General features: G+C 71.0%; 18 protein-coding genes, 5 pseudogenes and 2 CRISPR repeat arrays. Of the genes and pseudogenes, 14 read left to right on the top strand and 9 right to left on the bottom strand.

The features are described from left to right. Positions 1 to 81 precede the first annotated feature (81 nt). From casA to ACIRFH_RS32795, 8 genes and pseudogenes are all read left to right on the top strand, one after another. A complete protein-coding gene (gene casA, locus ACIRFH_RS32830) occupies positions 82 to 1,668 on the top strand; it encodes a type I-E CRISPR-associated protein Cse1/CasA (protein ID WP_403528957.1) in 1,587 nt (528 codons plus the stop codon). After that, complete coding sequence (gene casB / locus ACIRFH_RS32825) at positions 1,665 to 2,444, top strand: type I-E CRISPR-associated protein Cse2/CasB (protein WP_403528954.1); 780 nt, start codon at positions 1,665 to 1,667, stop codon at positions 2,442 to 2,444. Before casA ends, casB begins: the two co-directional genes overlap by 4 nt. A gap of 83 nt (positions 2,445 to 2,527) precedes the next feature. Next, positions 2,528 to 3,706, top strand: coding sequence for a type I-E CRISPR-associated protein Cas7/Cse4/CasC (cas7e, locus tag ACIRFH_RS32820; RefSeq protein ID WP_403528951.1), 1,179 nt, complete (start codon positions 2,528 to 2,530; stop codon positions 3,704 to 3,706). Between the two features lie 65 nt (positions 3,707 to 3,771). Next, entirely contained in the window at positions 3,772 to 4,596 is an 825-nt protein-coding gene (gene cas5e / locus ACIRFH_RS32815; RefSeq protein WP_403528977.1) for a type I-E CRISPR-associated protein Cas5/CasD, read from the top strand. Further along, a complete protein-coding gene (cas6e, locus tag ACIRFH_RS32810) occupies positions 4,593 to 5,273 on the top strand; it encodes a type I-E CRISPR-associated protein Cas6/Cse3/CasE (RefSeq protein WP_403528948.1) in 681 nt (226 codons plus the stop codon). Before cas5e ends, cas6e begins: the two co-directional genes overlap by 4 nt. Next, the gene (cas1e, locus tag ACIRFH_RS32805; RefSeq protein WP_403528945.1) at positions 5,270 to 6,244 is read left to right on the top strand and encodes a type I-E CRISPR-associated endonuclease Cas1e; all 975 of its coding nucleotides are present in this window, start codon (positions 5,270 to 5,272) and stop codon (positions 6,242 to 6,244) included. The genes cas6e and cas1e overlap by 4 nt, the downstream gene beginning before the upstream one ends. A gap of 28 nt (positions 6,245 to 6,272) precedes the next feature. Then, positions 6,273 to 6,584, top strand: a complete 312-nt coding sequence (gene cas2e / locus ACIRFH_RS32800; RefSeq protein ID WP_403528942.1) for a type I-E CRISPR-associated endoribonuclease Cas2e — start codon at positions 6,273 to 6,275, stop codon at positions 6,582 to 6,584. 18 nt (positions 6,585 to 6,602) lie between these two features. Then, positions 6,603 to 9,977: direct repeats of the CRISPR family, unit length 28 nt; unit sequence GTCCTCTCCGCGCGAGCGGAGGTGAGCC. A gap of 285 nt (positions 9,978 to 10,262) precedes the next feature. After that, positions 10,263 to 11,558 (top strand): annotated as a pseudogene (locus ACIRFH_RS32795) (hypothetical protein); the annotation flags it as partial. A 277-nt stretch (positions 11,559 to 11,835) separates the two neighbouring features. Then, a CRISPR array of direct repeats spans positions 11,836 to 12,048; the repeat unit is 29 nt; unit sequence GTCCTCTCCGCGCGAGCGGAGGTGAGCCG. A gap of 280 nt (positions 12,049 to 12,328) precedes the next feature. Here the strand turns inward: ACIRFH_RS32795 and ACIRFH_RS32790 are convergent. From ACIRFH_RS32790 to ACIRFH_RS32780, 3 genes are all read right to left on the bottom strand, one after another. Continuing rightward, on the bottom strand, positions 12,329 to 12,673 hold the full coding sequence (locus tag ACIRFH_RS32790) for a hypothetical protein (protein WP_403528939.1): 345 nt from the start codon (positions 12,671 to 12,673) through the stop codon (positions 12,329 to 12,331). Positions 12,674 to 12,743: 70 nt separating this feature from the next. Then, a complete protein-coding gene (locus ACIRFH_RS32785; RefSeq protein WP_403528935.1) occupies positions 12,744 to 12,977 on the bottom strand; it encodes a DUF6207 family protein in 234 nt (77 codons plus the stop codon). 264 nt (positions 12,978 to 13,241) lie between these two features. Further along, a complete protein-coding gene (locus ACIRFH_RS32780; RefSeq protein ID WP_403528932.1) occupies positions 13,242 to 14,924 on the bottom strand; it encodes a helix-turn-helix domain-containing protein in 1,683 nt (560 codons plus the stop codon). Between the two features lie 322 nt (positions 14,925 to 15,246). Between ACIRFH_RS32780 and ACIRFH_RS32775 the strand changes: the two genes are divergently transcribed. After that, complete coding sequence (locus tag ACIRFH_RS32775) at positions 15,247 to 15,702, top strand: hypothetical protein (protein WP_403528929.1); 456 nt, start codon at positions 15,247 to 15,249, stop codon at positions 15,700 to 15,702. Positions 15,703 to 16,459: 757 nt separating this feature from the next. On the opposite strand, the gene ACIRFH_RS32770 is transcribed toward ACIRFH_RS32775, so the two are convergent. Both ACIRFH_RS32770 and ACIRFH_RS32765 read right to left on the bottom strand, forming a co-directional pair. Further along, positions 16,460 to 16,864, bottom strand: a complete 405-nt coding sequence (locus tag ACIRFH_RS32770; protein WP_403528974.1) for a hypothetical protein — start codon at positions 16,862 to 16,864, stop codon at positions 16,460 to 16,462. A 168-nt stretch (positions 16,865 to 17,032) separates the two neighbouring features. Continuing rightward, positions 17,033 to 17,934: pseudogene (locus ACIRFH_RS32765) on the bottom strand (FAD-dependent monooxygenase); the annotation flags it as partial. 174 nt (positions 17,935 to 18,108) lie between these two features. Here ACIRFH_RS32765 and ACIRFH_RS32760 point away from each other — a divergent pair. Continuing rightward, on the top strand, positions 18,109 to 18,621 hold the full coding sequence (locus ACIRFH_RS32760) for a MarR family winged helix-turn-helix transcriptional regulator (RefSeq protein ID WP_403528926.1): 513 nt from the start codon (positions 18,109 to 18,111) through the stop codon (positions 18,619 to 18,621). A 42-nt stretch (positions 18,622 to 18,663) separates the two neighbouring features. Here the strand turns inward: ACIRFH_RS32760 and ACIRFH_RS32755 are convergent. Then, positions 18,664 to 19,362, bottom strand: a pseudogene (locus ACIRFH_RS32755) (hypothetical protein); the annotation flags it as partial. 157 nt (positions 19,363 to 19,519) lie between these two features. On the opposite strand from ACIRFH_RS32755, the pseudogene ACIRFH_RS32750 reads away from it, so the two are divergent. From ACIRFH_RS32750 to ACIRFH_RS32740, 3 genes and pseudogenes are all read left to right on the top strand, one after another. Further along, positions 19,520 to 19,819 (top strand): annotated as a pseudogene (locus ACIRFH_RS32750) (IS701 family transposase); the annotation flags it as partial. 294 nt (positions 19,820 to 20,113) lie between these two features. Beyond that, positions 20,114 to 20,656 carry a hypothetical protein gene (locus tag ACIRFH_RS32745; protein WP_403528923.1) on the top strand — a complete coding sequence of 181 codons (543 nt, stop codon included), beginning with the start codon at positions 20,114 to 20,116 and terminating at the stop codon, positions 20,654 to 20,656. A gap of 385 nt (positions 20,657 to 21,041) precedes the next feature. Further along, positions 21,042 to 21,200, top strand: coding sequence for a hypothetical protein (locus ACIRFH_RS32740; RefSeq protein WP_403528988.1), 159 nt, complete (start codon positions 21,042 to 21,044; stop codon positions 21,198 to 21,200). A 16-nt stretch (positions 21,201 to 21,216) separates the two neighbouring features. Here the strand turns inward: ACIRFH_RS32740 and ACIRFH_RS32735 are convergent. Then, positions 21,217 to 21,405 (bottom strand): annotated as a pseudogene (locus tag ACIRFH_RS32735) (transposase); the annotation flags it as partial. 83 nt (positions 21,406 to 21,488) lie between these two features. Beyond that, positions 21,489 to 22,217, bottom strand: coding sequence for a transferase (locus ACIRFH_RS32730; protein ID WP_403528920.1), 729 nt, complete (start codon positions 22,215 to 22,217; stop codon positions 21,489 to 21,491). A gap of 87 nt (positions 22,218 to 22,304) precedes the next feature. Between ACIRFH_RS32730 and ACIRFH_RS32725 the strand changes: the two genes are divergently transcribed. Next, positions 22,305 to 23,180, top strand: a complete 876-nt coding sequence (locus ACIRFH_RS32725) for a glycosyltransferase family 2 protein (protein ID WP_403528917.1) — start codon at positions 22,305 to 22,307, stop codon at positions 23,178 to 23,180. Here ACIRFH_RS32725 and ACIRFH_RS32720 read toward each other — a convergent pair. Continuing rightward, positions 23,177 to 24,310 carry an NAD-dependent epimerase/dehydratase family protein gene (locus ACIRFH_RS32720; protein WP_403528914.1) on the bottom strand — a complete coding sequence of 378 codons (1,134 nt, stop codon included), beginning with the start codon at positions 24,308 to 24,310 and terminating at the stop codon, positions 23,177 to 23,179. The two genes, ACIRFH_RS32725 and ACIRFH_RS32720, sit on opposite strands and share 4 nt — an antisense overlap. Between the last annotated feature and the right edge of the window lie 105 nt (positions 24,311 to 24,415).

The following is a 24,415-nucleotide window of genomic DNA, read 5'->3' as shown; positions in this document are numbered from 1 at the left end:
AGAGCCGCTACGGGGTCACCCCCGCTTCACACGGGGCCCTGTCCCATTCTGCCTTCCGTCTGGAGACCTATGCGGCCGACAATGAACATCCTTCACGAACCCTTCATCCCCGTCCGCTGGGCCCCGCACGCCGAGCAGCAGCCAGGTGCCGAAGAGTTGCCCTCCAAGGTCGGCCTGCTGGAGCTGCTGCTGCGCAGTCACGACATCGAGTGTCTGGCCATCGCGGAGGCGCCGGCGCATTCGGCGTTCCTGCGGGTCCTGTACGCCCTCACCAGCCGCGTGACGGGACTGGACGAGGCGAGGACCGGGCCGGACGACTGGCTGGAGCGGCGGGAGGAGCTCCTGGCGGAAGGCATGCTCCCGGAGGACAGGATCAAGGCGTACGCCGAGACCTACCGTGACCGGTTCTTCCTCTTCGACACGAACCCGGACGGCCGCCCCTGGATGCAGGACCCGCGGCTGGTGCAGCAGTGCGACGCGGCAAGCACGGCCGGGGTGAACAAGCTGGTGGTGACCAGGCCGTCGGGCAACAACCACTCCTGGTGGAAGCACAGCCTGGACACCCGCCCCGAACCGCTGTCCGCGTCCGAAGCCCTGCTCAACCTGCTGACCTGGCACTACTACGGCCCGTCCGGACGCTGCTCGTCCCGGGAGGTCGGCGGGGCGAAGAGCGCCAGCGCCACGGCAGGCCCTCTGCGGTCGGCGCTGTCGTACCACCCGGAGGGCGCCACGCTCTTCGAGACGCTGCTGGCCGGTCTGGTTCCGCCGGAGGAGAATGTCGACCCGGAGCAGGACCGGTGCCCGTGGGAGTGGGACGAGCTTCCCGACCCCGAGGGTCCGCCGGCCGCCCTGACCGGGCCGTGCTCGCGTCTGACCGCCGCCTCGATGCACGCCCTGCTCCTGGTGCCCGACGAGGACGACCCCTCCCTGGTGCGGGACGCCTACATCACCTGGGCGTACCGCAAGGGCCGCGGTGCCCGGCCGGAGGACGACTACCTGATCTGGCAGATCAGCAAGCAGGGCAACGTCTATCCGCGGCCGGCGGACTCGCAGCGGGCGCTGTGGCGGGACCTGGACGCGCTGCTGCTGATCGACCCGCCCGGCGTCGCTCAGCCGCGGCGGCCGAAGGTGTTCGAGTGGGCCGTCGAGCTGCCGTTGGACCTGCGCGTGCATGCTCTGGGCTTCGAGCAGGACGGTCAGGCCAAGGACACCCAGTTCGTCGATTCCGTGACGCCGCCGGTTCTTGCCTTCGCCGAGAAGCGTTCGGCCCGCAGCAAGCCCGCCGTCGGCCGGCTGCGTGCGACGGGCGAGCGGTTCGGCAACCGCCTGGACCGCGCCCTGCGCCGGGCCTGGCGGACCTATGTGAACGATCCGAAGGACAGCGCGGAAGCCTGGGCCCAGGAGGGCGCCGCCCGGTACTGGCTCGCGGCGGAAGCCGAGTTCTGGAACCGGTTCCGTCTGCTGGACCGGACCGGGACCGCCCTGGACGGAGGCCTCGACGCCGACACGGCCCGCAAGGTGTTCCTCGGCCTCGCGATCCTCGCCTTCGACGAGGTCACCACCTCGGTGACACGCACCCAGCGCGGGGCCCGGGCCGTGGAGGAGGCCCGCGTCGAACTGTTCGGCGATTCCCGTTCCCGCAAGCCCGGCAAGGGCTCCGCGGCATGAACCAGCCTGCTGACCCGAAGGAGATCCCGGTGACCACACAGGCCCCGCCCACCGCCGCAGTTCCGGCTCCCCGCTCCGGTGAGGAGCCCACCCGCCTCGACCGCTACCGCGCCTTCACGCGGGCCGTGCTGGCGAAGTGCGAGGGCGACCCGGGTGCGCGAAGCGCGCTGCGGTCCGGCGTGCGCAAGGATCTGGACTCGGTGCCGCGCATGCACCAGGTGATCGCCCATCTGGTGCCGCAGGACGTGTCCGAGGACACCCAGCGGGCGTACTACGCCGTTGCCGCGATGATCGCCGAGCAGGCACGCCGCGGAGGTGATGCCACCGACGTCGACGAGACCACGGCCGGGCAGGAAGCCGCCCAGGCCGCAAAGGCGGCAGAGACGGCAGAGACGGCGGCCGCCGCCCAGGAGGCCGAAAGGGAGCGGAAGTACGGCTCGAGTCTCGGCACAGCCTTCGCGCTGGCGGTCGTCCGCAGCCCCGGCCACGAGCGCAAGATGCGGCGCGGCACCGCGGAGAGCCGGCTGAACCTGCTGTGCAAGCAGGGCCTTCCGGGTCTGCACCGGCACCTTCCGGCCTCGGTCCGCTACCTGCGCTCGCTGGACGTGCCCGTCGACTGGGCACGGCTGCTGCAGGATCTCGTCGACTGGCGGCGGCACTCCGGCCGGGTCGCCCGCCGTTGGCTGCAGGACTTCTACCGCCGCCTCCACGAGGAGGAGCGCCGCCTGCGCGACCAGGCCGACGCCGAGGAGCCGCCGACCGGTACCGACGCCTGATCCGGCCCCGCCTCGGGCGGTTCGCTCCAGCCCCGGCCGCCGCACCACCACTCGTCATCCACACTCTTTCTCGAGGAGTTCTCGTGTCCCAGAAGCCGTCCGCCCGTTTCCTCTGCGCTCACGTCCTGCAGACCGTTCCGTACGCCTGTTTGAATCGAGACGACACCAACTCGGTCAAGACCGTCCAGTACGGCGGCGTCCTGCGCACCCGCGTGTCCAGCCAGTGCTGGAAGCGGGCGATCCGCGTGGACTTCGAGCAGCGCGTCGGCCAGACCGCGCTGCGCACCCGCCGGATCGGGGAGCGTGTGAGCCGCCTGCTGACCGAGGAGCGCGGCTGGCCCGCGGAGCTGGCCGCGCGGGCCGGCGGGCACCTGGCGGCCGCCAGCGGCATCAAGTTCGAGCTGGAGGAGAAGGAGAAGCAGGTCCAGGCCAACAAGGTGATCGGCAACGCCATGGTCTACGTGCCGCAGACCGCCGTCGCCGAGCTCGCCGACCTGGCCGAGGAGATGCGGGCCGAGCTCGAGGCCGCGAAGGACATCAAGAAGACCACCGACAAGAGCATCGTGCCCAAGGAGCGGGTGACGGCGATCCTGCGGTCCCGCAACGGCGTCATCAACCTCTTCGGCCGCATGCTCGCCGAGGTCGACAACGCCGGTGTGGACGGCGCCGTCCAGGTCGCGCACGCCATGACGACGCACCAGACCGACGTCGAGATCGACTACTTCTCCGCCGTCGACGACGTCACCGCCGACTGGAACGACTCCAGCGGCAGCGCCCACATGGGCCACGCCGAGTTCAGCGCGGGCACCTTCTACCGGTACGCCACCATGGACCTGGAGGAGCTCGCCGCCAACCTCGACGGCGACCTGGCGGCGGCTCGCGAGCTGGCCGAGGCGTTCCTGCAGTCCTTCGTCGCATCCCTGCCCCAGGCGAAGAAGAACTCCACCGCCCCGCACACCGTGCCGGACCTGATCCACCTCACGGTCCGCTCCGACCGCCCCCTCTCCCTCGCCGCGGCCTTCGAGAAGCCGGTGCAGGCGGCCGGCGACGGCGGCTACGCGGCCACCTCCCGCGACACCCTGTCCGCCTACGCGGAGGCCGTGAACTCCTTCATGGGCACCACCGGCATCCTGCAGTCCGGCTGGACCGGCCTCGACCACAAGGGCCACACCGGGCTCGGCGAGCGCCACGCCTCCCTGAACGCCCTGATCGGCTCCGCCGTTCGCACCGCGTTCACCACCGCCTCCGGGGCCGCCGCGTGAGCTCGACCACCGTCCCCGCGCAGGACACCACCGCCGGGGCCGACGCGCAGGCGCCGGCCCCGGCGGTGCCGGGACTGCTGCTGCACTGTGCCGGTCCCCTGCAGTCCTGGGGCCACCACAGCCACTTCAACCAGCGCGACACGGCCGCGTTCCCCACCCGCTCCGGCGTCCTCGGCCTGCTCGCCGCTGCGCTCGGCCGCGGCCGCGAGGAGCCCGTCGACGATCTGGCGCGGCTCGGTCTCACCGTGCGCGTGGACCGGCCCGGGGTCTTCCTGCGCGACCTGCACACCGTCGGCGGCGGCCTGCCCGCCGCTGCCACGGTCACCACCGCCCAGGGCAAGAAGCGCTCCGGGGACACCACCACACTGCTGTCCCACCGCTATTACCTCGCCGACGCCGCCTTCACCGTCGCCGTCACCAGCCCCACCGAGACCGGCCTGCTCGCCCAGTGCGAGAGTGCCCTGCGCACCCCGCGCTGGCCTCTGTTCCTGGGCCGGCGCGCCTGCCCGCCCACCGGCCCCCTCTTCCTCGCCCTGGTCGACGACTGCCTGCACCACCTGGTGCGTCTCCCCCTCGCCGCACCGGCGCCCCGGACCGGCAGCACCACCAGAGCCGTCGACTTCCTCTCCGACAGCCCGCTCGACCGGCTGCCGCTGCCCGACGGCGTCCACGCCTGCGACCCGGCAGAAGCCGCCCACCCGTCGACAAGCCTCAACGACCAGCCCGTCACCTTCCACCCCACCCGGCGCAGCTACCGGGCCCGGCCCCTGTACCGCCGCACGGTCACCCCGCCCGCCGACCAGTGGGGCGGTCTCGGCACGGACTACCTCCAGGCCCTCGGCCAGTACGCGAACCGCCACTTCCGCACCAGCGAGGGGAGCCGTCCATGAACGACGTCTGGCTGACCCGGATCGTCCCTCACGCCGCCTCCCGCGACGCCCGTCGCGACCTCGGCAACGCCGTCGGGCTGCACCGCCGGCTCATGTCCCTCTTTCCCGACGAGGCCGGCCCCGACCCACGGGCGGCACTGGGCGTTCTGCACCGCGTGGAGGACTCCCCCGCCGGCCCGTACATCCTCATGCAGTCCCGCCACCAGCCCGACCTCGGCCGGCTCCCCGAGGACTACGGCACAGCGGCCGTCCGGGAGATCGGCCCGCTCCTCAGCGCGCTGCGCTCCGGCGCGAACATCCACTTCCGCTGTGTCGCCAGTCCGGTCCGCAAGCCCGGGGCCAGCACCCGCGCCCTCTACCACCTGCCCGCCGTCGTCCCACTCGCCGGCGCCCACGCCGACGAGTGGTGGATACGGCAGGCCGACACCGCCGGTCTGAAGGTGCTGACCCTGCACTCCCAGCCCCTCGACAGCGCCACCGGCATCCGCGGCCAACGCGGCGCCGACCAGCAGCGCATCCGCCACGCCCGCACCCGCTTCGACGGCACCGCCGCCGTCATCGATCCCGACCGGCTCCGGGCGAAACTGACCGACGGCATCGGGCGCGGCAAGGCCTACGGCTGCGGCCTGCTCACCATCGCCCCCGCCCTAACCCGCGAAGGCGGCACCCGAGCATGACCGCGCCTCCCTCCCCCGCCGGCCGCCGCAGACTCGCCGCCCCCACGGTGGCCATGCTGCCCCGCTTCGCGGACTCCCTGTCGTTCCTCTACCTGGACGTCGTCCGCGTCCTGCAGGACGACACCGGAGTGCTGGCCGAAGTGACCAGCGACCGGCGGGGCAGGGAGACCGTCCACCTGCCGACCGCCGCCCTCAGCTGCGTACTCCTGGGCCCCGGCACCTCCATCACCGCCCGGGCCCTGGCCACCCTGGCCCGTCACGGCACCACCGTGGTCGTCACCGGTTCGGGCGGCGTCCGCTGCTACGCCGCAACCCAGCCGGACTCCCTCACCACCGTCTGGCTCGAGCGCCAGGCCCGTTCATGGGCCGACGACAACCAGCGGCTCGCCGTCGCCACCGCCATGTACGAACGGCGCTTCGGCACAGGCTCCGTGCCGCCCGGCACCTCGCTGGCCCAGCTGCGCGGCATGGAAGGACAGCGCGTCAAGGCGCAGTACAGACTCCTTGCCCAGCAGTACAAGATCGGCCGCTTCCGCCGCAGCTACGACCCCGCACAGTGGGACACCCAGGACCCCGTCAACCTCGCCCTCTCCTCCGCGAACACCTGCCTCTACGGCATCGTCCACGCAGCCGTACTCGCCCTGGGCTGCTCACCCGCCCTGGGGTTCGTCCACAGCGGGAACCAGCAGGCCTTCGTCTATGACATCGCCGACCTCTACAAGGCCGAGCTGACCATCCCGCTGGCCTTCTCCCTCAACGCCTCGACCGACCCGGAGGCGGAAGCACGCCGCTCCTTCCGCAACGGTCTGCGCCTCTTCCGGCTCCTGCCGCGCATCGTCCACGACATCCAGTCCCTCCTCGACCCGGACGGCGACCGCGCAGAACCCGACCCCGAGGAGGAACTCGTCGATCTCTGGGACCCCGTGGCCGGTGCCATCCCCGGCGGCACCAACCACGGCGGAGCCTCATGACATCCCTCAACCGGAAGGCACGGCGCCCATGGCCTCGATGACCGTCCTCGCCACCACAGCCGTCCCCGACCACCTCCGCGGCGCCCTCACCCGATGGCTCCTCGAGGTCACCCCCGAGCTCTACGTGGGCACCGTCTCCGCCCGCGTACGCGACGAACTCTGGGCCTCCGTCACCGCCTGCGTCGGCAACGGCACCGCCGTCCTCGCCTACCCCAGCAACAACGAACAAGGCTTCGAACTCCGCACAGCCGGAAAACAACGTCGCACCCCACTCGACTTCGACGGCCTCACCCTCGTCGCATTCCGAAAGGAAGGTCAAGAAACAGCAAACCCCCTCTAACATTGCAGGTCGGAAAGGGTCCTCTCCGCGCGAGCGGAGGTGAGCCGACCAGAAGGGCACTGACCTTCGCGGTGTCGGTGTCCTCTCCGCGCGAGCGGAGGTGAGCCGGAGACGACGTAGAGGTGGAATTCCTGTGACTGGTCCTCTCCGCGCGAGCGGAGGTGAGCCCGGGCCTGCGCCTTCCACTTCTCTGCCTCGGACGTCCTCTCCGCGCGAGCGGAGGTGAGCCCTGTTCACCATGGTGGCGACCTGGAACAACTACGTCCTCTCCGCGCGAGCGGAGGTGAGCCGAGGTCTTGGAAGGGCTGGTTGCAGGCGAGGAGGTCCTCTCCGCGCGAGCGGAGGTGAGCCGCCGGCCGCTTCATCCGCACCTGCCCCGGCTGCGTCCTCTCCGCGCGAGCGGAGGTGAGCCGGCCGTCCTCCTGCTGCTCCTCACCGCGGTCAAGTCCTCTCCGCGCGAGCGGAGGTGAGCCGCAGGTAGTACCGCTGCCCCAGGCCCTGCTGGTGTCCTCTCCGCGCGAGCGGAGGTGAGCCGCGTCTCTATCTGATCCGGCATGGACACAAGACGTCCTCTCCGCGCGAGCGGAGGTGAGCCGATCCCCGCGGAAGTGGTCGACGCTGAACTCGTGTCCTCTCCGCGCGAGCGGAGGTGAGCCGTCGCAGAACGGCCCGCGGAAGTAACAGCACGAGTCCTCTCCGCGCGAGCGGAGGTGAGCCGCTGACAGAGGGCGCGCTCGTGATGGACGCGGTGTCCTCTCCGCGCGAGCGGAGGTGAGCCGCCGCCCACCAGGGCTGGCTCACCGCCCACAACGTCCTCTCCGCGCGAGCGGAGGTGAGCCGCTGCACGTGGACAACAAGTTCGGCAACCTCACGTCCTCTCCGCGCGAGCGGAGGTGAGCCGCTCCTGCATGTCCAGCCTCGGCAGGCTCAGAGGTCCTCTCCGCGCGAGCGGAGGTGAGCCGGAGCCCGCTGATGGTCGGCCTCGACCTCTCCCGTCCTCTCCGCGCGAGCGGAGGTGAGCCGCCGGACGCCCGGCCACATCGGACCCGCACGGCGTCCTCTCCGCGCGAGCGGAGGTGAGCCCTGCCCAACCACGCCCCCAAGACGGTCAGGAACGTCCTCTCCGCGCGAGCGGAGGTGAGCCGGTGCCGATCGGCACCGCCCTGGCTGCGGTTCTGTCCTCTCCGCGCGAGCGGAGGTGAGCCGGCGAACGCGGCGACGAAGGCCGCGGACCAGGCGTCCTCTCCGCGCGAGCGGAGGTGAGCCGATGGCGCGATGATGCGATTCGATCAGCTCTGCGTCCTCTCCGCGCGAGCGGAGGTGAGCCGCGTCTGGTCCTCGCACGAGCAGATCGCCGCCTGTCCTCTCCGCGCGAGCGGAGGTGAGCCGCGGGTGCGGACGACACGGAACGCAACCGTGTCGTCCTCTCCGCGCGAGCGGAGGTGAGCCGTTCCCCTTGGAGCTGTGGTTGGGATGGATCTGGTCCTCTCCGCGCGAGCGGAGGTGAGCCAGATTGACTGGGGTTGCCGTACAACCTTTTGACGTCCTCTCCGCGCGAGCGGAGGTGAGCCGCGGTCCGCCTCGCCCGGATCGAGAACGCCCTGGTCCTCTCCGCGCGAGCGGAGGTGAGCCGGTCCGACGTACGGCGCGGCTGTTCCGGCACGAGTCCTCTCCGCGCGAGCGGAGGTGAGCCGCGGCTGGTCGCCGTGGTGAAGGCTTTCAGGGCGTCCTCTCCGCGCGAGCGGAGGTGAGCCGCCGACGAACTCGCCCAGCGCGCCCGCAAGGCCGTCCTCTCCGCGCGAGCGGAGGTGAGCCGGGCTGGGGCGCGGCGCCGCTCAAAACCGGGTTGTCCTCTCCGCGCGAGCGGAGGTGAGCCGCCGCAGCCGTCAACCGGTGGATCCGCGAAACCGTCCTCTCCGCGCGAGCGGAGGTGAGCCGAACCCCGCCCAACTTGGGCGGGGCCACCCCGGGTCCTCTCCGCGCGAGCGGAGGTGAGCCGAACTCTGCAAGGAAACCCTCGCCAAGGGCGACGTCCTCTCCGCGCGAGCGGAGGTGAGCCGGCCGCGAAGGAGCTGGTGGAGGCGCCGTACGTGTCCTCTCCGCGCGAGCGGAGGTGAGCCGCCAGCAACGACGACCAGGCGCAGGGCGGTGCCGTCCTCTCCGCGCGAGCGGAGGTGAGCCGACGAAACGCCTGTTCAGGGACCGTCCGGTGCGGTCCTCTCCGCGCGAGCGGAGGTGAGCCGACCAACGGCTTCCTGGCGGATCTGTGGATCGAGTCCTCTCCGCGCGAGCGGAGGTGAGCCGTTGTCCGGGGGACCAGACCTCGACGGTCGCGCGTCCTCTCCGCGCGAGCGGAGGTGAGCCGTCATAGTCCCGCCTGACCGATGGTCAGTAAATGTCCTCTCCGCGCGAGCGGAGGTGAGCCGCTCCCCGTAGACCGCGAGCTCCCCCATGGACGGTCCTCTCCGCGCGAGCGGAGGTGAGCCGCTCCCCGTAGACCGCGAGCTCCCCCATGGACGGTCCTCTCCGCGCGAGCGGAGGTGAGCCGCCGTCCGGGACCGTGATGACGGCAGTACGGGTGTCCTCTCCGCGCGAGCGGAGGTGAGCCGGTCGTCGGCTTGAGCGGACACCTCGGAAGTCGGTCCTCTCCGCGCGAGCGGAGGTGAGCCGCGGGGCACCACCTGGTCGACGCCGAGCCGTTCGTCCTCTCCGCGCGAGCGGAGGTGAGCCGCGGGGCACCACCTGGTCGACGCCGAGCCGTTCGTCCTCTCCGCGCGAGCGGAGGTGAGCCGGAGGTCTGCCCATGGCAGGCAACTCCCGGCCGGTCCTCTCCGCGCGAGCGGAGGTGAGCCGGAGATCATCTACGCCGACAAGGGTCGGGCCCGGTCCTCTCTGCGCGAGCGGAGGTGAGCCGCACTCGCCCGCGTTGCCACATGTGCAGGCGTTGTCCTCTCCGCGCGAGCGGAGGTGAGCCGGGCCGGTCGTACAGGTACCGGGGGACGCCGGCGTCCTCTCCGCGCGAGCGGAGGTGAGCCAGGGTCTCGCCCCATACCCTGACAGTGACGAAGCGCCCGCTCCGCGCGAGCGGAGGTGAGTCACTCCTGGAACTTCCGCTCCCATTCCGTGGAGCGTCCTCTCCGCGCTAGCGGAGGTGAGCCGCCCGGGTTCGGCTACCTCATGACCGGGCTCAGCGCAAGCGGAGGTGAGCCGGAGCACCAGGAGCCGATGCTCGACGTGAGCCAGTCCTCTCCGCGCGAGCGGAGGTAAGCCGATGGGCTGGGTCGCCATCGGCTTCCACTGGACGTCCTCTCCGCGCGAGCGGAGGTGAGCCGGAGCGGTGGCCGCTGTTCGGACCGTTGGTGGTGTCCTCTCCGCGCGAGCGGAGGTGAGCCGCAGGCCGACCTGCGGCGCCACCGCGGCATCGACGAGCCCCCGACAGTGAACCGCTGAGTGCCGCGCTCCACCGCCGGGGCGGATACGCAGGGGACGGCGACGGCTGAGGCGGTACGGAGACCACCAGCAATTCCATGATCACCGAACCAGGCATCGCTGCAAGGATGCGATCCTATGTGCGATCCACAGCCGGTGGCCCTCAGACGGCACCGCCAAGCGGCAGTCTGGGCGCAGCGCCCCGGCGCAGGCTGCGCCTGAACGAAGACCTAGAGAAGGGGAAGCCAGATGTCCGACGCTGGCCATCTGCCCGGGCCTTTGGGAAATATTGCCCGGCAGGTACACGCGCGCCGCGGAGTCGACGCACAAGACGCCTTCGCCGCTGCGGTGTGCTGGTGGTCGGCGGCCATCGCTCCCGCCGCGCGGTCGATAGATTGGCCCGTCCTGGTGTGGGGGGTTTTCCTGTCCGACGAGAATCAGTACACGCCCTCTCTGAGCAGGGAGCTGCGGCAAGCTGGCTTCGAAGAGGAAACGGTCGGCCCGCCGCACCTGCATTCTCAGCCGGGTGAGCGGAAGGTATATGAGGCCGTCGACGCTCTTCTGGGAACGGCCGAGGCCGGACACGAGCGGTCCCTGCTGCTGACTGGCGATCCGTTGTATCGGCCTCCCACAGGCCGCCGGGTCAGCCTGCACAACTATGTCTTCCTGAGACTGGCCTGGGATGGCAAGGAGTACCGGCCCGACAAGTGGCAGCAGTCCGCCCCTGTGACGCCTCCCCCCGTAGGAGTGCTCTGGGAGACTTCCCGGCAAGCGTGGGAGCAGGCCACCCGAAGTTTGGACGCCGCGACCACGTCCCGGCTCATGCTTTTCCGGCGTCGGTCCGTTGTCCCGGCCCCGGGGTCTGTGGACATGGACGGCGCGGCACTGACCGAACTCGCTCAAGCGCGAGCATGGGCGCTGTCAGAGCGCCCCCGTGTGTTCCTGGACGCCACGGCCGCGGAAATGTTGGACACCATCCGCCGCTATGAAAAGGCCTTCGCTGGGGCTGGCCCTGACGCGATGCTCGTGCGCACGCATGCCCACACCCACCGCATCGCCTCCGTCTTGGCGGTAGCAGACCGCAGCTCTTTGATCCGGCCCCAGCACCTTCAGGCCGCATGGGATCTGGCGCGGCGGTCATGTCTGGACGTCCAGTCTCTGCTCGGGCCGCGGGGCACCAACATCAGCGCGGTAGTTGAGGATGTCGATGCGCAGCTGCGCACCATCATCCACTCGCACAGCAAGGAGATCAGCAGCCCGCCCAGCGGCCACAACTCTGCGTCGGCCCTAGCTGGCATCGAGGACGACACGGCGGAGCAGCCGACGGCGGCAAGTACTGCGGAGGTAGTGCCGGTGCGGCGCCGGTCTACGGTCGTTGACAGCCAGGTCCGCGACACCGGCATCGTGAAGACCGTCAAGCAGTGGTACGGCAACCGCTGCCAGATGTGTGAAACCGTGCTGCGCGTCCCCGGGCCAGCTGGGGCCTACAGTGAAGGCGCGCACATCCAGGCCGTCGGTCATCCCCACAACGGCCCGGACCGGATCGAAAACCTGCTGTGCCTGTGCCCGAACTGCCACATCCAGTTCGACAACGGCGCCCTCTACCTCACCGACGACCTCTACATCATCGACGCATTCACCCACCACGCTCGTCGCCAGTTGACCGTCGACCCACGACACGACATCAACGCCGCCCACATCCGGCATCACCGTGAGTACTGGACCACCGGCAGCCTCCCAGGCGTCGTGCGCCAGCCGAACCCAGGCATGGTTCAGCCGGGTCCGAACCTGGCCGTTGCCCACGTCATGTGGGACAAGAACGCGTCCTCTCCGCGCGAGCGGAGGTGAGCCGCCGGGCCCCAACTTCCGCGCCCTCATGCGCGCGTCCTCTCCGCGCGAGCGGAGGTGAGCCGGTGACGTTCCCGGAGGCGTCGGTCACCCCCGTGTCCTCTCCGCGCGAGCGGAGGTGAGCCGTCGGCTGTGGGACGGTCGCCTCGCGGCGTGTTGCCCTCTCCGCGCAAGCGGAGGTGAGCCTTCCGCCGGTCGATGCTCCCCGGCGAGATGACGTCCTCTCCGCAGAGGTGAGTCGCTGTGCCCGTCTTCGGCCGTGAGGGTAGCGCCGTCCTCTCCGCACGAGCGGAAGTGAGCCGTCGCTGCTGATGGGGTTGCCCGTCGGCGCGATGTCCTCTCTGCGCGAGCGGAGGTGAACCGACGCGGATCTGCGCCGCGGCCGAGGAGCTGGCGTAGTGGCTACGACGGACTTGATCGCGATTCGTATGTCCTGCGAACGATCAAGGTGGTCGTGGCGAAATGGCCTAGTGGATCTTGAGGGCGAAGCAGCGCAGGGCGGCGAACTCGGTCTCGATGCCGGGTGTTGCGGCGTGGTGCTCCTCGTCCGTGTGGAAGGCGCCCGCTCCCGGCTCCGGGATGTCCATCAGCTGTTCGGTGCAGCCGGAGACGGACTGTCCGGGGTGCTGTCGGGGCCGGTTCCCAAGGGGCGGCGTCCGTCCGGGCGAAGCGCTGCTTGGGGGGGTGGTGGGGGTGGTGGGCAGGTGTTCGGCGGCGAGCTGGGCACGCGGAGCGCGCTCAGCAGCGGTGGTGTGCACGGGCAGGTGGCCGGTGGGCGGCGGTCGGTCGTCACGGACTGGATTCTCGCTCACGCTTCACTGGCCGCTGCCCGTGGGCCGGTGCCCCGCACGCCTGGTAGTCCTTCTTCCTCGCCCGGCTCCCTCAGCAGAGGCCATTGCGGGGGCCGGGCGTGCCCGTGGGCTGGCGCAGGTCGAGGTAGCAGCGCAGCCGCACTCCCGGCTGGCCGGCGTCCCGGGTGGTGCGTTCCACGGATGTGGTCGCCCACCGTGCGGCCAGGGCCGCGTGGAAGGTGAAGGCGGTCTCGTCGTCGGCTGCGGCGACGTCGATGACGACCAGGCTGGGCTCGGACACGTGCACCTCGTTGATCGCTTCCATGACCGGCACGACGCACCCCGGGCCGGCGGCAGTTCGGGCGGAGCCCGGGATTCACCCGCACGGGGGCTCCCGGGAGCAGAACGGGGCGGGCCGGCCACCGGCCGAGTACGAGGAAGCCTTCTGGCAGAGCCAGAAGCAAACCCCCCAGTCCGCCTGAACCAATCAAGATCGGACTCTACGAAACTCGGGGCAGCTCAGCGTTCGTGCTCGGCATGCCGTTGGCAACGGATTACCGACGTCCGCGAGGCGACGCCGCCGTCTCAGTCATGCGTGGATCCCCCGGTACTCGATCAACACGGGCCGTTCCGTGATGAGCCGGATGTCTCCCGGTCGTACCCGCTCGGCCGAGCCGTCTAGTTGACGGACACGTTCCGCGCCGGGCCCGTTGGGCACCTCGGCGGTGCCGGTGTGGGTCCAGCGGACGTGGGCGGTGCGCGACCGGCCTGCGGAGTCGGATACGCGGAATTCGCACTGCCAGACGTTGTCCGGGAGGTCGGCCTGCGGGCCGCTGCCACAGCCGCGCAGGCGCGCGCCGGACAGCCACTGCTGGAGGCGGCCCACGAACTCGCCTGCTTTGGTGGGCGGTTGGCCTTCCGCCTGGAGCACGAGGGGGAGCTTGCCGTTGCCCCAGGCGTAGAAGTACATACGGGCCACGCCGCGGTTCCGGGCGTACAGACCGGTCAGGTAGAAGCGGACCGCCTGATCGGCCGCCGTGTCCTCGTCCAGCGGATCGTTGAGGGGCAGCGACTGTGTGGTCCCCGTGCTCCACAACGGCAGGTGGTATCCGGCGCGGTGGAAGGTCCGCTCGATCCTCAGGACCGCGTCCAGCATGGTCTCCGGAGGGTCGGTGACGCGGCGCTGGTAGAGCTTGACGCCCGCCACGTCGCAGTACTGGTAGCCGCCCGCCTCGGCGAAGCGCAGCAGGTAGTCGTGCGCCTTCTGGTCCCACAGCCCGGTGATCGAGGGGCAGACCAAGGTCGCGCCGGGGTCGTCGGCCCGAAGGATGGCGCTCGCCCGGCGAGTCATCTCCACCAGGGTCCGCACGCTGCCGTTGTAGTGGTGGGGGTGGTTGGCCGCGACCCACAGTTCGTAGGCGTCGATCCGGCCGCCCGCGTGCCGCACCAGGGCGCGGACGAAGGCGTCCCAGTCGGCGAGGTCGTCCGGCGGGGCCGCCCGTGAGCCGTCCGGGTAGGCGGCCCTGCGTGCATCGGGCCCTGCCCAGGCGGGGGTGCCGCCGAAGACGAACAAGGTGGGCAGCCGGTCGCGTTCGGCGGCGTCAAGCAGCCGGTCGAGGGTGGACCAGTCGTACTTTCCCTGTCTGGGCTCCAGCTGGGCCCAGCGCGTCTCGCTGTCCCACAGGCGCAGGGAGCCGACTCGGAAGGAGGGTGTCGCCCCGCTGGAGCTGTTCATCGTCACTCCGAACATCTCCGGTCCGACCGCCTTCGGGGCCTCGGCCCAAGGGGCCGAGGCCCCGGCTGTCGGAGCGGGCACGCGCCGGTCCGCCTCATCGCGCGGCGTGCTGGCCGCGGCGCCACCAAGGACGCACAGGGCCACGACGGCGGCGAGTACGAACCGCACGGCCGGAGTGCGGGGTCTCGGCTTCGGAGAGCCGATCAGATGTGAGGGCGAGCGGGCCGGAGAGCTGGAGCGGTCCGGGGAGCCGGAGTCGTCTGCCTCCGGTGAAGCGGTGGGCGTCTGGTCGCGACCGGTGGCCGTCCGCCAGTGCCGCAGCAGCTCGTTCAGTTCTTCCGGTCCCGCTCCGCACTCCTCGGCGACGCGGACCAGCAGACCGTAGTCGCCGGGCACCGCCCGGCCGGTGCAGTAGCGGTGCAGCGTGGACCGGCTGGTGAACACCCGCCGCCCCAGCTCCTGGTAGCTGAGCCCGCTGCGCTCCTTGATCTCCGCGAGTGCGGCGGCCAACCCCCGTACGCCTTCCGCCTCTGCCACATCCCCACCCCCTGACGGGCCGCGGCGGCTCGTCCTCGCGTTCCGCAGCTGTCCCATTCGATGTGCGAAAGCGTAGGTCAGCGGGGGAGCGCACGTCCCGTGATGATGTGAGACGCGGATCCGCGGGCTGGTGGGCGGTCGAGGCCGGATACTGAGGCCCGCCGGGCCGACGGCCGAAGTCGGCTCGCTCACCGTCCGAGGACAAGGGGGAACGACTGTGCCCAAAGCGAACACGGCGAACACGGGGCTCGGGGTGGGGAGGACGAGGCCAAGGCGGCCGGCCTGCCGGACGGCGGTCGGGATCACGGTGCCGGTGGCCGCGATGGCGAGTCTCCTGGTGCTGGCACCGAGCAGTACCGCCGCGGCGGACCCGGGTGCGGCGGCCGGCCCCGCTTTCACGGCTGCCTACGGGGAACTCCGCAACAACACTCGCTGGACCATGGAGTACGCCTCCTTCAGCGGTTCCGACCGAGTACACCGATGTGACGTGTGGAACAACTCCCTGACGGCACGCCAGGACAGCTGGAAGAACCTGAGTTGCAAACAGGTCGCGCTGAAGGCGGGTGGCAAGGCCGGAGGTCCCGGCAACGACGTCGACGGGTTCACCTTCGAGGACCGGGCCTACGACCTTTACATGCAGTTCGGCAGCGGCAAAAACAAAGAGATGAGGTACATGGGGGGATTCAAGAAGGGGGTCTGGACGAAGATCACCGACATCGACGACGCGCGCTGCGAACCCCTGGGGTCGGTGGCGAGGTGTTACGTGACCTTCCCGTGAGGGGTGCCTTGTCGGGGCGAGCACCGGCCTGAGCACTCGCCGTCATCGACGCGCTGACGCGACGAAGCCGGGTGCTCCCCGGGACGAGGGGTCAGGTCGGCTGGAGCGGCCCGGTCGGTCGAGGTCGGTGGTGCCGGTAGCGGCGCGGGGCCGGTTACGGGCCCACTTCTCGAGGTCGCCGACCCGGTCTTCCCCGGTTCGGCGCCACGCTTGCCCGCCGAATTGGGGAAGGCCGGGTCGTTGGTGCGGGCAAAGCGCAGTGCGGTCAGGGCGATGCCGGGCAGGTGGTGTCCGGTGGCCTCGCGGAGTCCCGCCGCCTGGTCGTCGACCGCGGCCGGTGCCGGGGTCGCCCGCGGCGGCGCCGTGGCATCGGCCGCGAGCTCGCCGGGCACGGCGGCCGGGGCAGGGGCGGGGTTCCGGGGCGGGGTTCCGGGTGTCGACGGGCCGGTCCCCGCTCGCGAACGGCTCGGGGACCGGCGGGAGGCCGGGGGCGGTGGCGGCCCTGGTGTCGGCCGGCGCCGGCTACGAGCGGATGGGAGCCGTCCGGGGCATCACCCGGCAGGGGGCCCGCAAGGAATGGCCCGACGCCGTCAGCCGCACAGCGCCCGCAACCGCGGGCAGGAGCACGCTCACACTCTTCGGGGGACCGGCGAACTGCTGCAGGCTCCGTCCGGTGATCCGGATTACATGTGCATGTTGTCATGCATTTGATTGTGCATCCACACCGTACTGGCGGTCGCACGGTTTTCTTTGCCGTTTACTCGAAGACCGGCCGGCGGGGACCCTCGGTCCCCGCCCAGGCCGCCAGAGCCGCGCGCAGCCCCTCGGCGATCTCGGCGGGCGAGGCGTCCTTGTCGGCGGCCCAGGCGACGTAGCCGTCGGGGCGGACGAGCAGACCGGCCAGGCCGGGCTCCTGCTCACACGTGCCGATGACGTGCCGCACGCGGCCGGGCCAGGCGATCGGCTCGGCCCACTCCTGGTAGACCTCGGAGATCTCCGGAAGGCCGGAGAGGTCCAGCAGCGCGAAGGTGCCGCGGTGCAGGAGCTTCTGGAGAGTGAGGGGACCCTCCTCGGTGGCGACGGTCAGGTCGCGCGCGAAGTCGCCGAGCAGACGGTGCTCGGGGCCCGGGATGTCGTAGCGCACCCCGACGCCGCTGAGCATCTCGGCGACGTGCCGGTTGACCTCCTCCTTGCGCATCAGGCCCTCGAAGAGCTCGCGCAGCGGAGTGACGTACGGGTCGGGGTTCATCAGCGCGATCTGCGCACGCGTGTTGGCGAGCACCTTGCGGGCCGGGCCCTGGCGCTCGCGGTCGTAGGTGTCGAGCGGTCCCTCGGATGCCCAGCCGTTGATGTCGGCGGCGAGCTTCCAGCCGAGGTCGAGCACGTCCTGCAGGCCGAGGTTGACACCCTGGCCGCCGACCGGGAAGTGGGTGTGGGCGGCGTCGCCGGCCAGGAAGATGCGCCCGGCGCGGTAGCGCTCGGCCTGGCAGGCGGAGTCGGTGAACCATGACAGCCACCGCGGCCGGCTCGCGCCGAGGTCGTCGCCCCAGATCTCGCGCAGGCTGTCGGTGAACTCCTCCGGCGTCAGCTCGCCCTCGGCCTCGCGCTCCTTGTGGAAGTCGAAGGTGGCGACGCGGTGGTAGGTGTCGTCCAGCGGCACGCAGAAGAGCAGGCCGCGCTCGGTGCGCTCCATGTCCATCGGGGCCTTCTCGCCGTCGGCGAGAACCACGTCGGCCAGCCGCTCGGTGACCTTGCCGCCGGTGCCCGGGAAGGCGATCCCGGCGGCCTTGCGGACCAGGCTGCGGCCGCTGTCGGCGCCCACGAGGTAGCGGCCGCGCAGGGTGTACGGCCCCTCGGGGCCGGTGACGTCGGCCTCGACGCCGTCGGCGTCCTGCCATACGGCGGTGACCTCGTGGCCGCGGCGGATCTCGACGCCGAATTCCTGCGCGCACTCCTCCAGGAGGCGCTCGGTGCGGGTCTGCTCGGACAGCAGGGCGTAGTTCTGGGCGCTGTCCAGCAGGGAGAAGTCGACCCAGACGTCGAGGCCGGCGAAGTGGCCGTTGTTCCAGGACGGGGCGCCGTCACGGAAGCGCTCCAGCAGACCGCGGCGGTCCAGCGACTCCAGCGAACGGGCGTGCAGGCCGAAGGCCTTGGAGTGGGGGTGCGCTCGGGCAGCCGCTCCAGCACCACCGGCTTGGCACGGGAGATGCGGAGTTCGGAGGCGAGCAGCATGCCCACCGGGCCCCCGTCGACGATGAGGACGTCGAAGTCGAAGTCCTGGGTGTCCGGCATGGAAGTCCTTTCATGGGGAAACATTGACGAGAGACTATATGCGTGTCGTCATGCAATGACGTGTTGACATACACATGCTGGTTTGCTTGTAATCACCGGACCTAGGATGGGGACATGGAGACTTCGACCAGGCGGACGAGCGTCCCGTCGAGCCAGGGGCCGCTCGCCGGAGCCGACCCTCTCGACGCGGTGGGTCCGGCCTTCTCGCGGCTGCGCCGCGCCTCCGCGCTGAACGCGGAGACGCAGGTCTCGCGCAAGGACATGACCCGGACCTTGGTCCTCAACATCGCCGAGGAGGGCCCGGAGGAAGACGGCCAGGAGATCACCGTCGGAGTCGTCGCCGAACGGCTCGCCGTGGATCCCTCAGTCGCCAGCCGCATGGTCACCGACTGCATCTCCGCGGGATATCTGGTCCGCGCCGCCTCGCAGCAGGACGGACGCCGGACGATCCTTCAGATGACCGACGAGGGCATGGACATGCTGGCCGCCTTCCGCCGTCACCAGCGGGCGGCCTTCGAGTTCATCACCCGGGACTGGCCCGAGGAGGAACGCCTGCAGTTCGCCCGCCTGCTGATCAAGTACGTGGACTCGGTGGCCGAGGCGCGGCACGCCCCGGCCGGCGGCTGACCGCCCGCCCCGCATCGCTCGGCGCGCCAGGCCGCGGCGCAGCGCCGACGCCAGCGCCGCGGCCTGCTCGCCGGCGGGCAGAGCGCCCCGGCTGCGCCAGGCGACGATCCCGTCCGGGCGCACCAGGACGGCGCCGTCGGCCGACACCCCGTAGGCGTCGGCCCACCGACCCTCGGAGTCGGCCGGCCCCTGGTCCCCGTCCGCGGTGATCCGGCGGACGTCGAGCGCGACCCCCAGCTGCGCGGCGGCCGTCCGTGCCGCCGCGGCCCAGGACTGCCCGTCCTCACCGGCCAGTAGCACGAAACGGGTACCGAACTGGTCCAGCGTCGCCAGCGGCGCACCGTCCCGTTCGAGCACCACGTACGGTGCACCACGTACGGTGCACGGGTGCCGGGCTGGCCGGACAGGGCGCGCGGATCGCTGGTTAGGGGCAACGCGCCGACCTCCTCCTCGGCGACGAAGGCACCGGCCGGACAGGCCTGGCCCATGGTCACGGTCATCGCGTCGTCGGTCGCGGCCCGCTGTTCGTCGGTGGCCGTCCCCGAGCGCATCGCCAGCCGCAGCGAGCCCTGCCGTGCGGTGTACAGCCCGACCGGGCGGCGCTCCTGCTCGTAGATGTCGAGCAGGCCCGCACCGGCGGTGCCGTCGAGGGGCCTTGACCCTTATCTCTGAACACGGGAAACGCGATTCCCAGGCTCCCGACGAAGCATGGAAGAGACATTCGTGCGGTGACGGCGCCAAGGGGCCACGCGTCTACCACTGGGCCGCCCTGCAAATCACCTCCATTGAGGACTTCGACGGCGAACTGTCCACCCACCAGCGGTGGGCACTGGCGCGCCGCAGCATCAGCAAGCCCCAGGAGATCGCCTACGCACCGCTCGGCACCACGGTCGAGCATCTGGTCCGCGTCGCTGGAACACGTTGGGCCATCGAGGAAGCCTTCCAGGCGGCCAAAAACGAATGCGGCCTCGACCAGTACGAAGTCCGCCGCTACACCGGCTGGATGCGGCACGTCACCCTGGTCATGCTGGCGCACGCCTACCTGGCGGTCATGGCCGCCGACGCCGCGGCAAAGGGGGCAGCAGAAACGGTTCCTGCCTCGCGCCCCTCACCGTGGCAGAAGTTCGGCGGCTCCTGGCAACTGGCCACCCACCCGCCACACGCGCTCATCAGTCCCTCATCAGGGCACGCGCACTGAGATGGTCACAGTGGCGCAGACGACGCCAATCAGAAGTGTCCACTGTCCGGGGTAAAGCCCAGCCCGGGGCTGCACCCCCTGCGCGCACAGGTGTGGTCGGCCTCGCAGTCGGGGGCGCGGTGGCCACGGCCGTCGTCAGCCTGACGGAGAGGCCGTCACCTTGTGGTCATAGCTGTCACCCGCTGTAGTGAATCGTCGTAGATCGTCCTGATCCGGGCCGTCGGCACCTTGTATCTGTTGTCCCGGACCGGCACCCAACCTTCCCGGTCCGCGCTCCTGAAGGGACAACTCGCCATGTCAACGCACCGTCTTGCCCGCGTGATCGCGGCGGCAGTTGCCGCAGCAGCCCTGGGCGGCTCCGCGGTCCACGCCACCGCGGCGGCAGACACCCGGGCCACCACCGCCCGGCAGATCCTGCGTACCAGCGGCATCTCCCTGGCCACCGTTCACCCGGGAGGCAAGCACGCGGGATCCACCGCCAAGGCGAACATCACCGATACCGCCAACGGCAAGGGCGCTCTGACGAGCCCGTGGGGGCACAAGCCGAACCGCCGTGTGGCTCTGGATCCCCGCATGCTCAACGGGCTGCTGAAGCTGAACACCCAGTACAAGTACCGGATCTCCGTGTCGGAGATCGTCGGAGGCAAGCACAGCGCCAAGTCCCGCCACTACGCGGGGAAGGCGATCGACATCAACTACATCAACGGGAAGCACGTCGGGGACGGCGCCCCGCACAAGGCGCTGATGGCCGCCTGCCGCAAGCTGGGTGCCACGGAGGTCCTCGGCCCGGGCAACGCCGGGCACAGCCGGCACGTGCACTGCGCCTGGCCTCGCTGAGCAACCACCGCAGAAAGCTATACGCATTTCGCCATAGCTTCGAAAGAGCAGGACCAGCGCAGTGGCCGCCGCGCACCCTGGGACCGTCTGGGTGCCTCTGCACGCGGTCGACAGGAGCCGGTGCTCCACGCTCACCGTTCTGCACCCCGGCCTGTCCCGGGCCGCCTGTCAGTGACGCTGCCTCTATCCGTACCCGGTGGAAGAGGCGGCGTTGCCCAGTGCGGTCAGCTCCGGCGGCGGAACAGGGCACGGAGCTTGCCCCTGAGTTATCCACAGGCCGGACCGTACCCGGCGGTTCCTTCGCCGGGTACGTCCAGGAAGGCGTGGCCCAGGGCGGCTTCCCAGCCCTGTGATATCGGACACGTGATCGTTATGCCGCGAGGGTGTGCTGATGTCGCTGTCTGGTCTCGGCCGGGGTGAGATAGCCGAGGGTCTTGTGCTTGCGCAGACGGCGGCGGTTGCAGAAGGTCTCGATGAAGTTGAAGACCTCGGCTCGCGCGGTGGCCCGGTCGGGCCGGGCGCGGGTGCCGATCTCTTCCTTTGAGTTCCTCGCGCTCGACGCTGGTCAACTCACCGGACTCGCCCTCGCCCCGGTCCGCCTTCGCCCGGCGATACCAGCCGCGCAGAGACTCGGAGCTGATGCCGAGCTCCCGAGCGACGGCGGTGACCGTCTTGCCCGAGGAATCGACGAGCGCGACCGCGTCCCGCTTGAACTCCTCGGTGCACCGCTTCGTGGACCTGCTTCCCACCCGGTGCTACGTCCTCTGGAACCTCAAGATCCCAGTCCCCAGGTGTCCACGATCAAGGGACAGCTTCAGCGCGGAGCGTAGCCCTAGTTTTGGATTGCGGACGGCCCCGGGGTCCGTGTCTCCCGGCGCGGGCGTGCGCGGTGGGCTGGCGGCTCGGTCGGGCTGAGGATGTGGTGGTCGGGGATGACGTGGGTGGGGCCGATCGCCGTGTGGGAGTTGATCTGGCAGTGGCGGCCGATCGCGGTGCCCGGGCCGATGGTGATGTTCATGCCGGTCTGGGTGTGGTCGCCGATCAGTGCGCCGAAGCGTGGGGTGCCGCAGCGGTAGAGACCGTCGGGCAGACGGAGGACGGTTTCGCGGTCGGGCTGGGTCATGTCGCGGGTGAGGTGGATGGCGGCGACGGTGACGTTCGCGGACAGGTGGACGCCGTCACCCAGGAGGGTGCGGTTGATGCCGATGCGGTGCCCCAGGACGCTGTGGGCTCCGATGTAGGCGTTGGTGACCTCGCAGTTGAAGCCGACCGACGCGCCGGGGCCGATGACGGTGTGGCCGCGGACGGTGGTGAACTCCCACACGTGCGCTCCCGGTCCGACGATCACGTCCGCGCCGAGGATCGCGGTGGGGTGGATACGGGCGCTCGGGTGGACGCGGTACTCGACTTGGGCCAGGGCCTTGGCGTGCAGGTCGGGCCAGTGGGCGAGCCACCGGGCCAGATCGGCGCGGTCCAGACTCGCGTACGCGGTGGCGGCCAGGCCGGCGTCGGCGGGGGCGCTGAGGTAGTCGCCGAGGTACAGGACGGGGACGTCGGGCACGGAAAGGCTCCTTCGGTGGATGCAGACAACGGTGCGGGGACGGGGCGGCTAGGCTGCGGCCGGTCGACGTTCGATGGGAGTTCACCTGTGAGTCACCCACGCCTGGGCGTTGCCGTCTTGACGATGGGCAACCGGCCTGCCGAGCTGGCAGCGCTGCTGGAGTCGGTGGCCCGGCAGGACCTGGCTGCGGCACGTGTGGTGGTGGTCGGCAACGGGACAGCGCTGCCGGAGCTGCCGGCCGGGGTCGACGGAGTTGAGCTGGGCGAGAATCTGGGGGTCTCCGGCGGCAGGAACGCCGCGATCGCTCACCTGCGGGCCTGTGGGGACGTCGACGTGGTCGTGGACCTGGACGACGACGGGCTCCTGGTGGACACCGACGTGTTCTCGAAGCTGGCCGCGCTGTACGCGGCCGACCCGCGTCTGGGTGTGGTGTCGTTCCGGATCGCCGACGCGGACGGGCAGACCCAGCGGCGTCATGTGCCGCGGCTGCGTGCCAAGGATCCGATGCGCGGCGGTGAGGTGACGACGTTCCTGGGCGGCGGGCACGGCCTGTCGATGCGCATGCTGGACGAGGTCGGGGACTGGCCGGAGGAGTTCTTCTTCGCGCACGAGGAGACCGATCTGGCGTGGCGGGCGCTGGATGCGGGCTGGCGGGTGGTGTACGAGCCGTCGCTGGTGCTCCGGCACCCGAGGACGTCGCCGGCCCGGCACGCGGTGTACTACCGGATGACGGCCCGCAACCGGGTGTGGCTGGCCAAGCGGCATCTGCCTGCCCCGCTGGTCCCTGCCTACCTGGGGGTGTGGACGGTACTGACGCTGGCCCGGACCCGGTCCCTGGGGGGACTGCGGGCCTGGGCCGGCGGCTTCTGGGAGGGCGTCACGCGTCCTGCGGGGCGGCGGCGGCCGATGCGGTGGGCGACCGTGGCCCGCATGACCCGGCTCGGACGCCCACCGGTGATCTAGCCGGGCTTCGCCGCCGTCTCGGCGCGCAGCCAGGCGGGCAGGGCGGCCGGGGTGGCGTGCAGCCAGTGCACGTACCGGGCGATGCCGTCCTCCAGCGTGATCTGGGGCCGCCAGCGCAGGACCTGTTCCATGTGCGTGGTGCTCGCGCAGCCGCCGAGCGGGTCGCCGGGTGGCATCGGCGTCTCCAGCACCTGCGTTCCCGGGTAGTGGGCGGTGATGAGGTCGGCGACGCGGCGGATGGTGGCCGGGCGTCCGGTGCCGATGTTGACCGTCTCGCCGTCGGCGGCCGGGCTGGTCAGGGCGTGGATGGTGCCGTCGGCGATGTCGTCGACGTGGACCAGGTCGCGGACCTGGTGGCCGCCGCCGTTGAGCTGCAGGGGCAGGCCGAGCGCGGCTCGGGCGGCGAACCAGGCCACCACCCACGAGTGGCTGCCCGGCTTGATGACCTGCGGCTCGCCGTAGACGGAGAAGTAGCGCACCACCGCGTACGAGGTGCCGGCCGCGCCGAGCTGCAGGGCGGTCTGCACCTCGCCGAAGGCCTTGGTGTTGGCGTAGACCGACAGCGGGCGCAGCGGGGCGTGTTCGGTGAAGCGGGGCACGGTGCGGCCGTAGACGGCGGCCAGCAGTTCCCGGGTGGTGCGGTGTTCGTCGCGGGGGCCGGTCCAGTCGTCGGGGTTGCCGTTGCCGTACACGGAGGCCGAGGAGACGAACACCAGCCGCTTGAGCCGGTCCGAGGCCGCGGCGGCGGACAGGACGGTCTGGGTGCCGGTGATGTTGTGGTCGATGGCGTCCTGCGGGCGCCGGGTGCAGGCCGCGACGTCGGCGAGGGCTGCGGCGTGGACGACGTAGTCCGCCCGGCGCATGGCCTCCTGCACGGCGGCAGCATCGCGGACGTCCTCGACCAGGACGTCGTCGCTGGTGGTGTCGATGCCGAACAGGTCCTGGTAGACGTCGGGGGGGTAGGCGTCCAGGGTGCACAGTGCCAGCGGGGCGGCGCCCAGAGTTTTCAGGCGGCGCACGATCCGTGAGCCGATCAGACCGGCGCCGCCGGTGACCAAGACGGTCGCTCCCTCAAGATTCTGCAGTGCCGTGGACGACTCGGGGGCGGGGCGGGTGTGCTGGTGCGTCATGTGGGTGCCCTTCGTGCCAGGTGGCGGACCGGGGGCGGCTGCGCAGCCTGCCGTAGACGATGAGCGCCCGCGTTCGCCGGCGGGAGAGGTCCCGGTGAGGTCCCG

The sequence above is a fragment of the Streptomyces sp. NPDC093586 genome, from assembly GCF_044764905.1.
Lineage (GTDB): Bacteria > Actinomycetota > Actinomycetes > Streptomycetales > Streptomycetaceae > Streptomyces.
This window is presented reverse-complemented; position numbering and strand designations above follow the sequence as displayed.

Coding starts and splice junctions, on each gene's coding strand:
- casA (WP_403528957.1), top strand. CDS start 82: ATGAACATCCTTCACGAACCCTTCATCCCCGTCCGCTGGGCCCCGCAC.
- casB (WP_403528954.1), top strand. CDS start 1,665: ATGAACCAGCCTGCTGACCCGAAGGAGATCCCGGTGACCACACAGGCC.
- cas6e (WP_403528948.1), top strand. CDS start 4,593: ATGAACGACGTCTGGCTGACCCGGATCGTCCCTCACGCCGCCTCCCGC.
- cas1e (WP_403528945.1), top strand. CDS start 5,270: ATGACCGCGCCTCCCTCCCCCGCCGGCCGCCGCAGACTCGCCGCCCCC.
- cas2e (WP_403528942.1), top strand. CDS start 6,273: ATGGCCTCGATGACCGTCCTCGCCACCACAGCCGTCCCCGACCACCTC.
- ACIRFH_RS32785 (WP_403528935.1), bottom strand. CDS start 12,977: ATGGAAGCGATCAACGAGGTGCACGTGTCCGAGCCCAGCCTGGTCGTC.
- ACIRFH_RS32775 (WP_403528929.1), top strand. CDS start 15,247: ATGGCGAGTCTCCTGGTGCTGGCACCGAGCAGTACCGCCGCGGCGGAC.
- ACIRFH_RS32770 (WP_403528974.1), bottom strand. CDS start 16,864: ATGCTCAGCGGCGTCGGGGTGCGCTACGACATCCCGGGCCCCGAGCAC.
- ACIRFH_RS32760 (WP_403528926.1), top strand. CDS start 18,109: ATGGAGACTTCGACCAGGCGGACGAGCGTCCCGTCGAGCCAGGGGCCG.
- ACIRFH_RS32745 (WP_403528923.1), top strand. CDS start 20,114: ATGTCAACGCACCGTCTTGCCCGCGTGATCGCGGCGGCAGTTGCCGCA.
- ACIRFH_RS32720 (WP_403528914.1), bottom strand. CDS start 24,310: ATGACGCACCAGCACACCCGCCCCGCCCCCGAGTCGTCCACGGCACTG.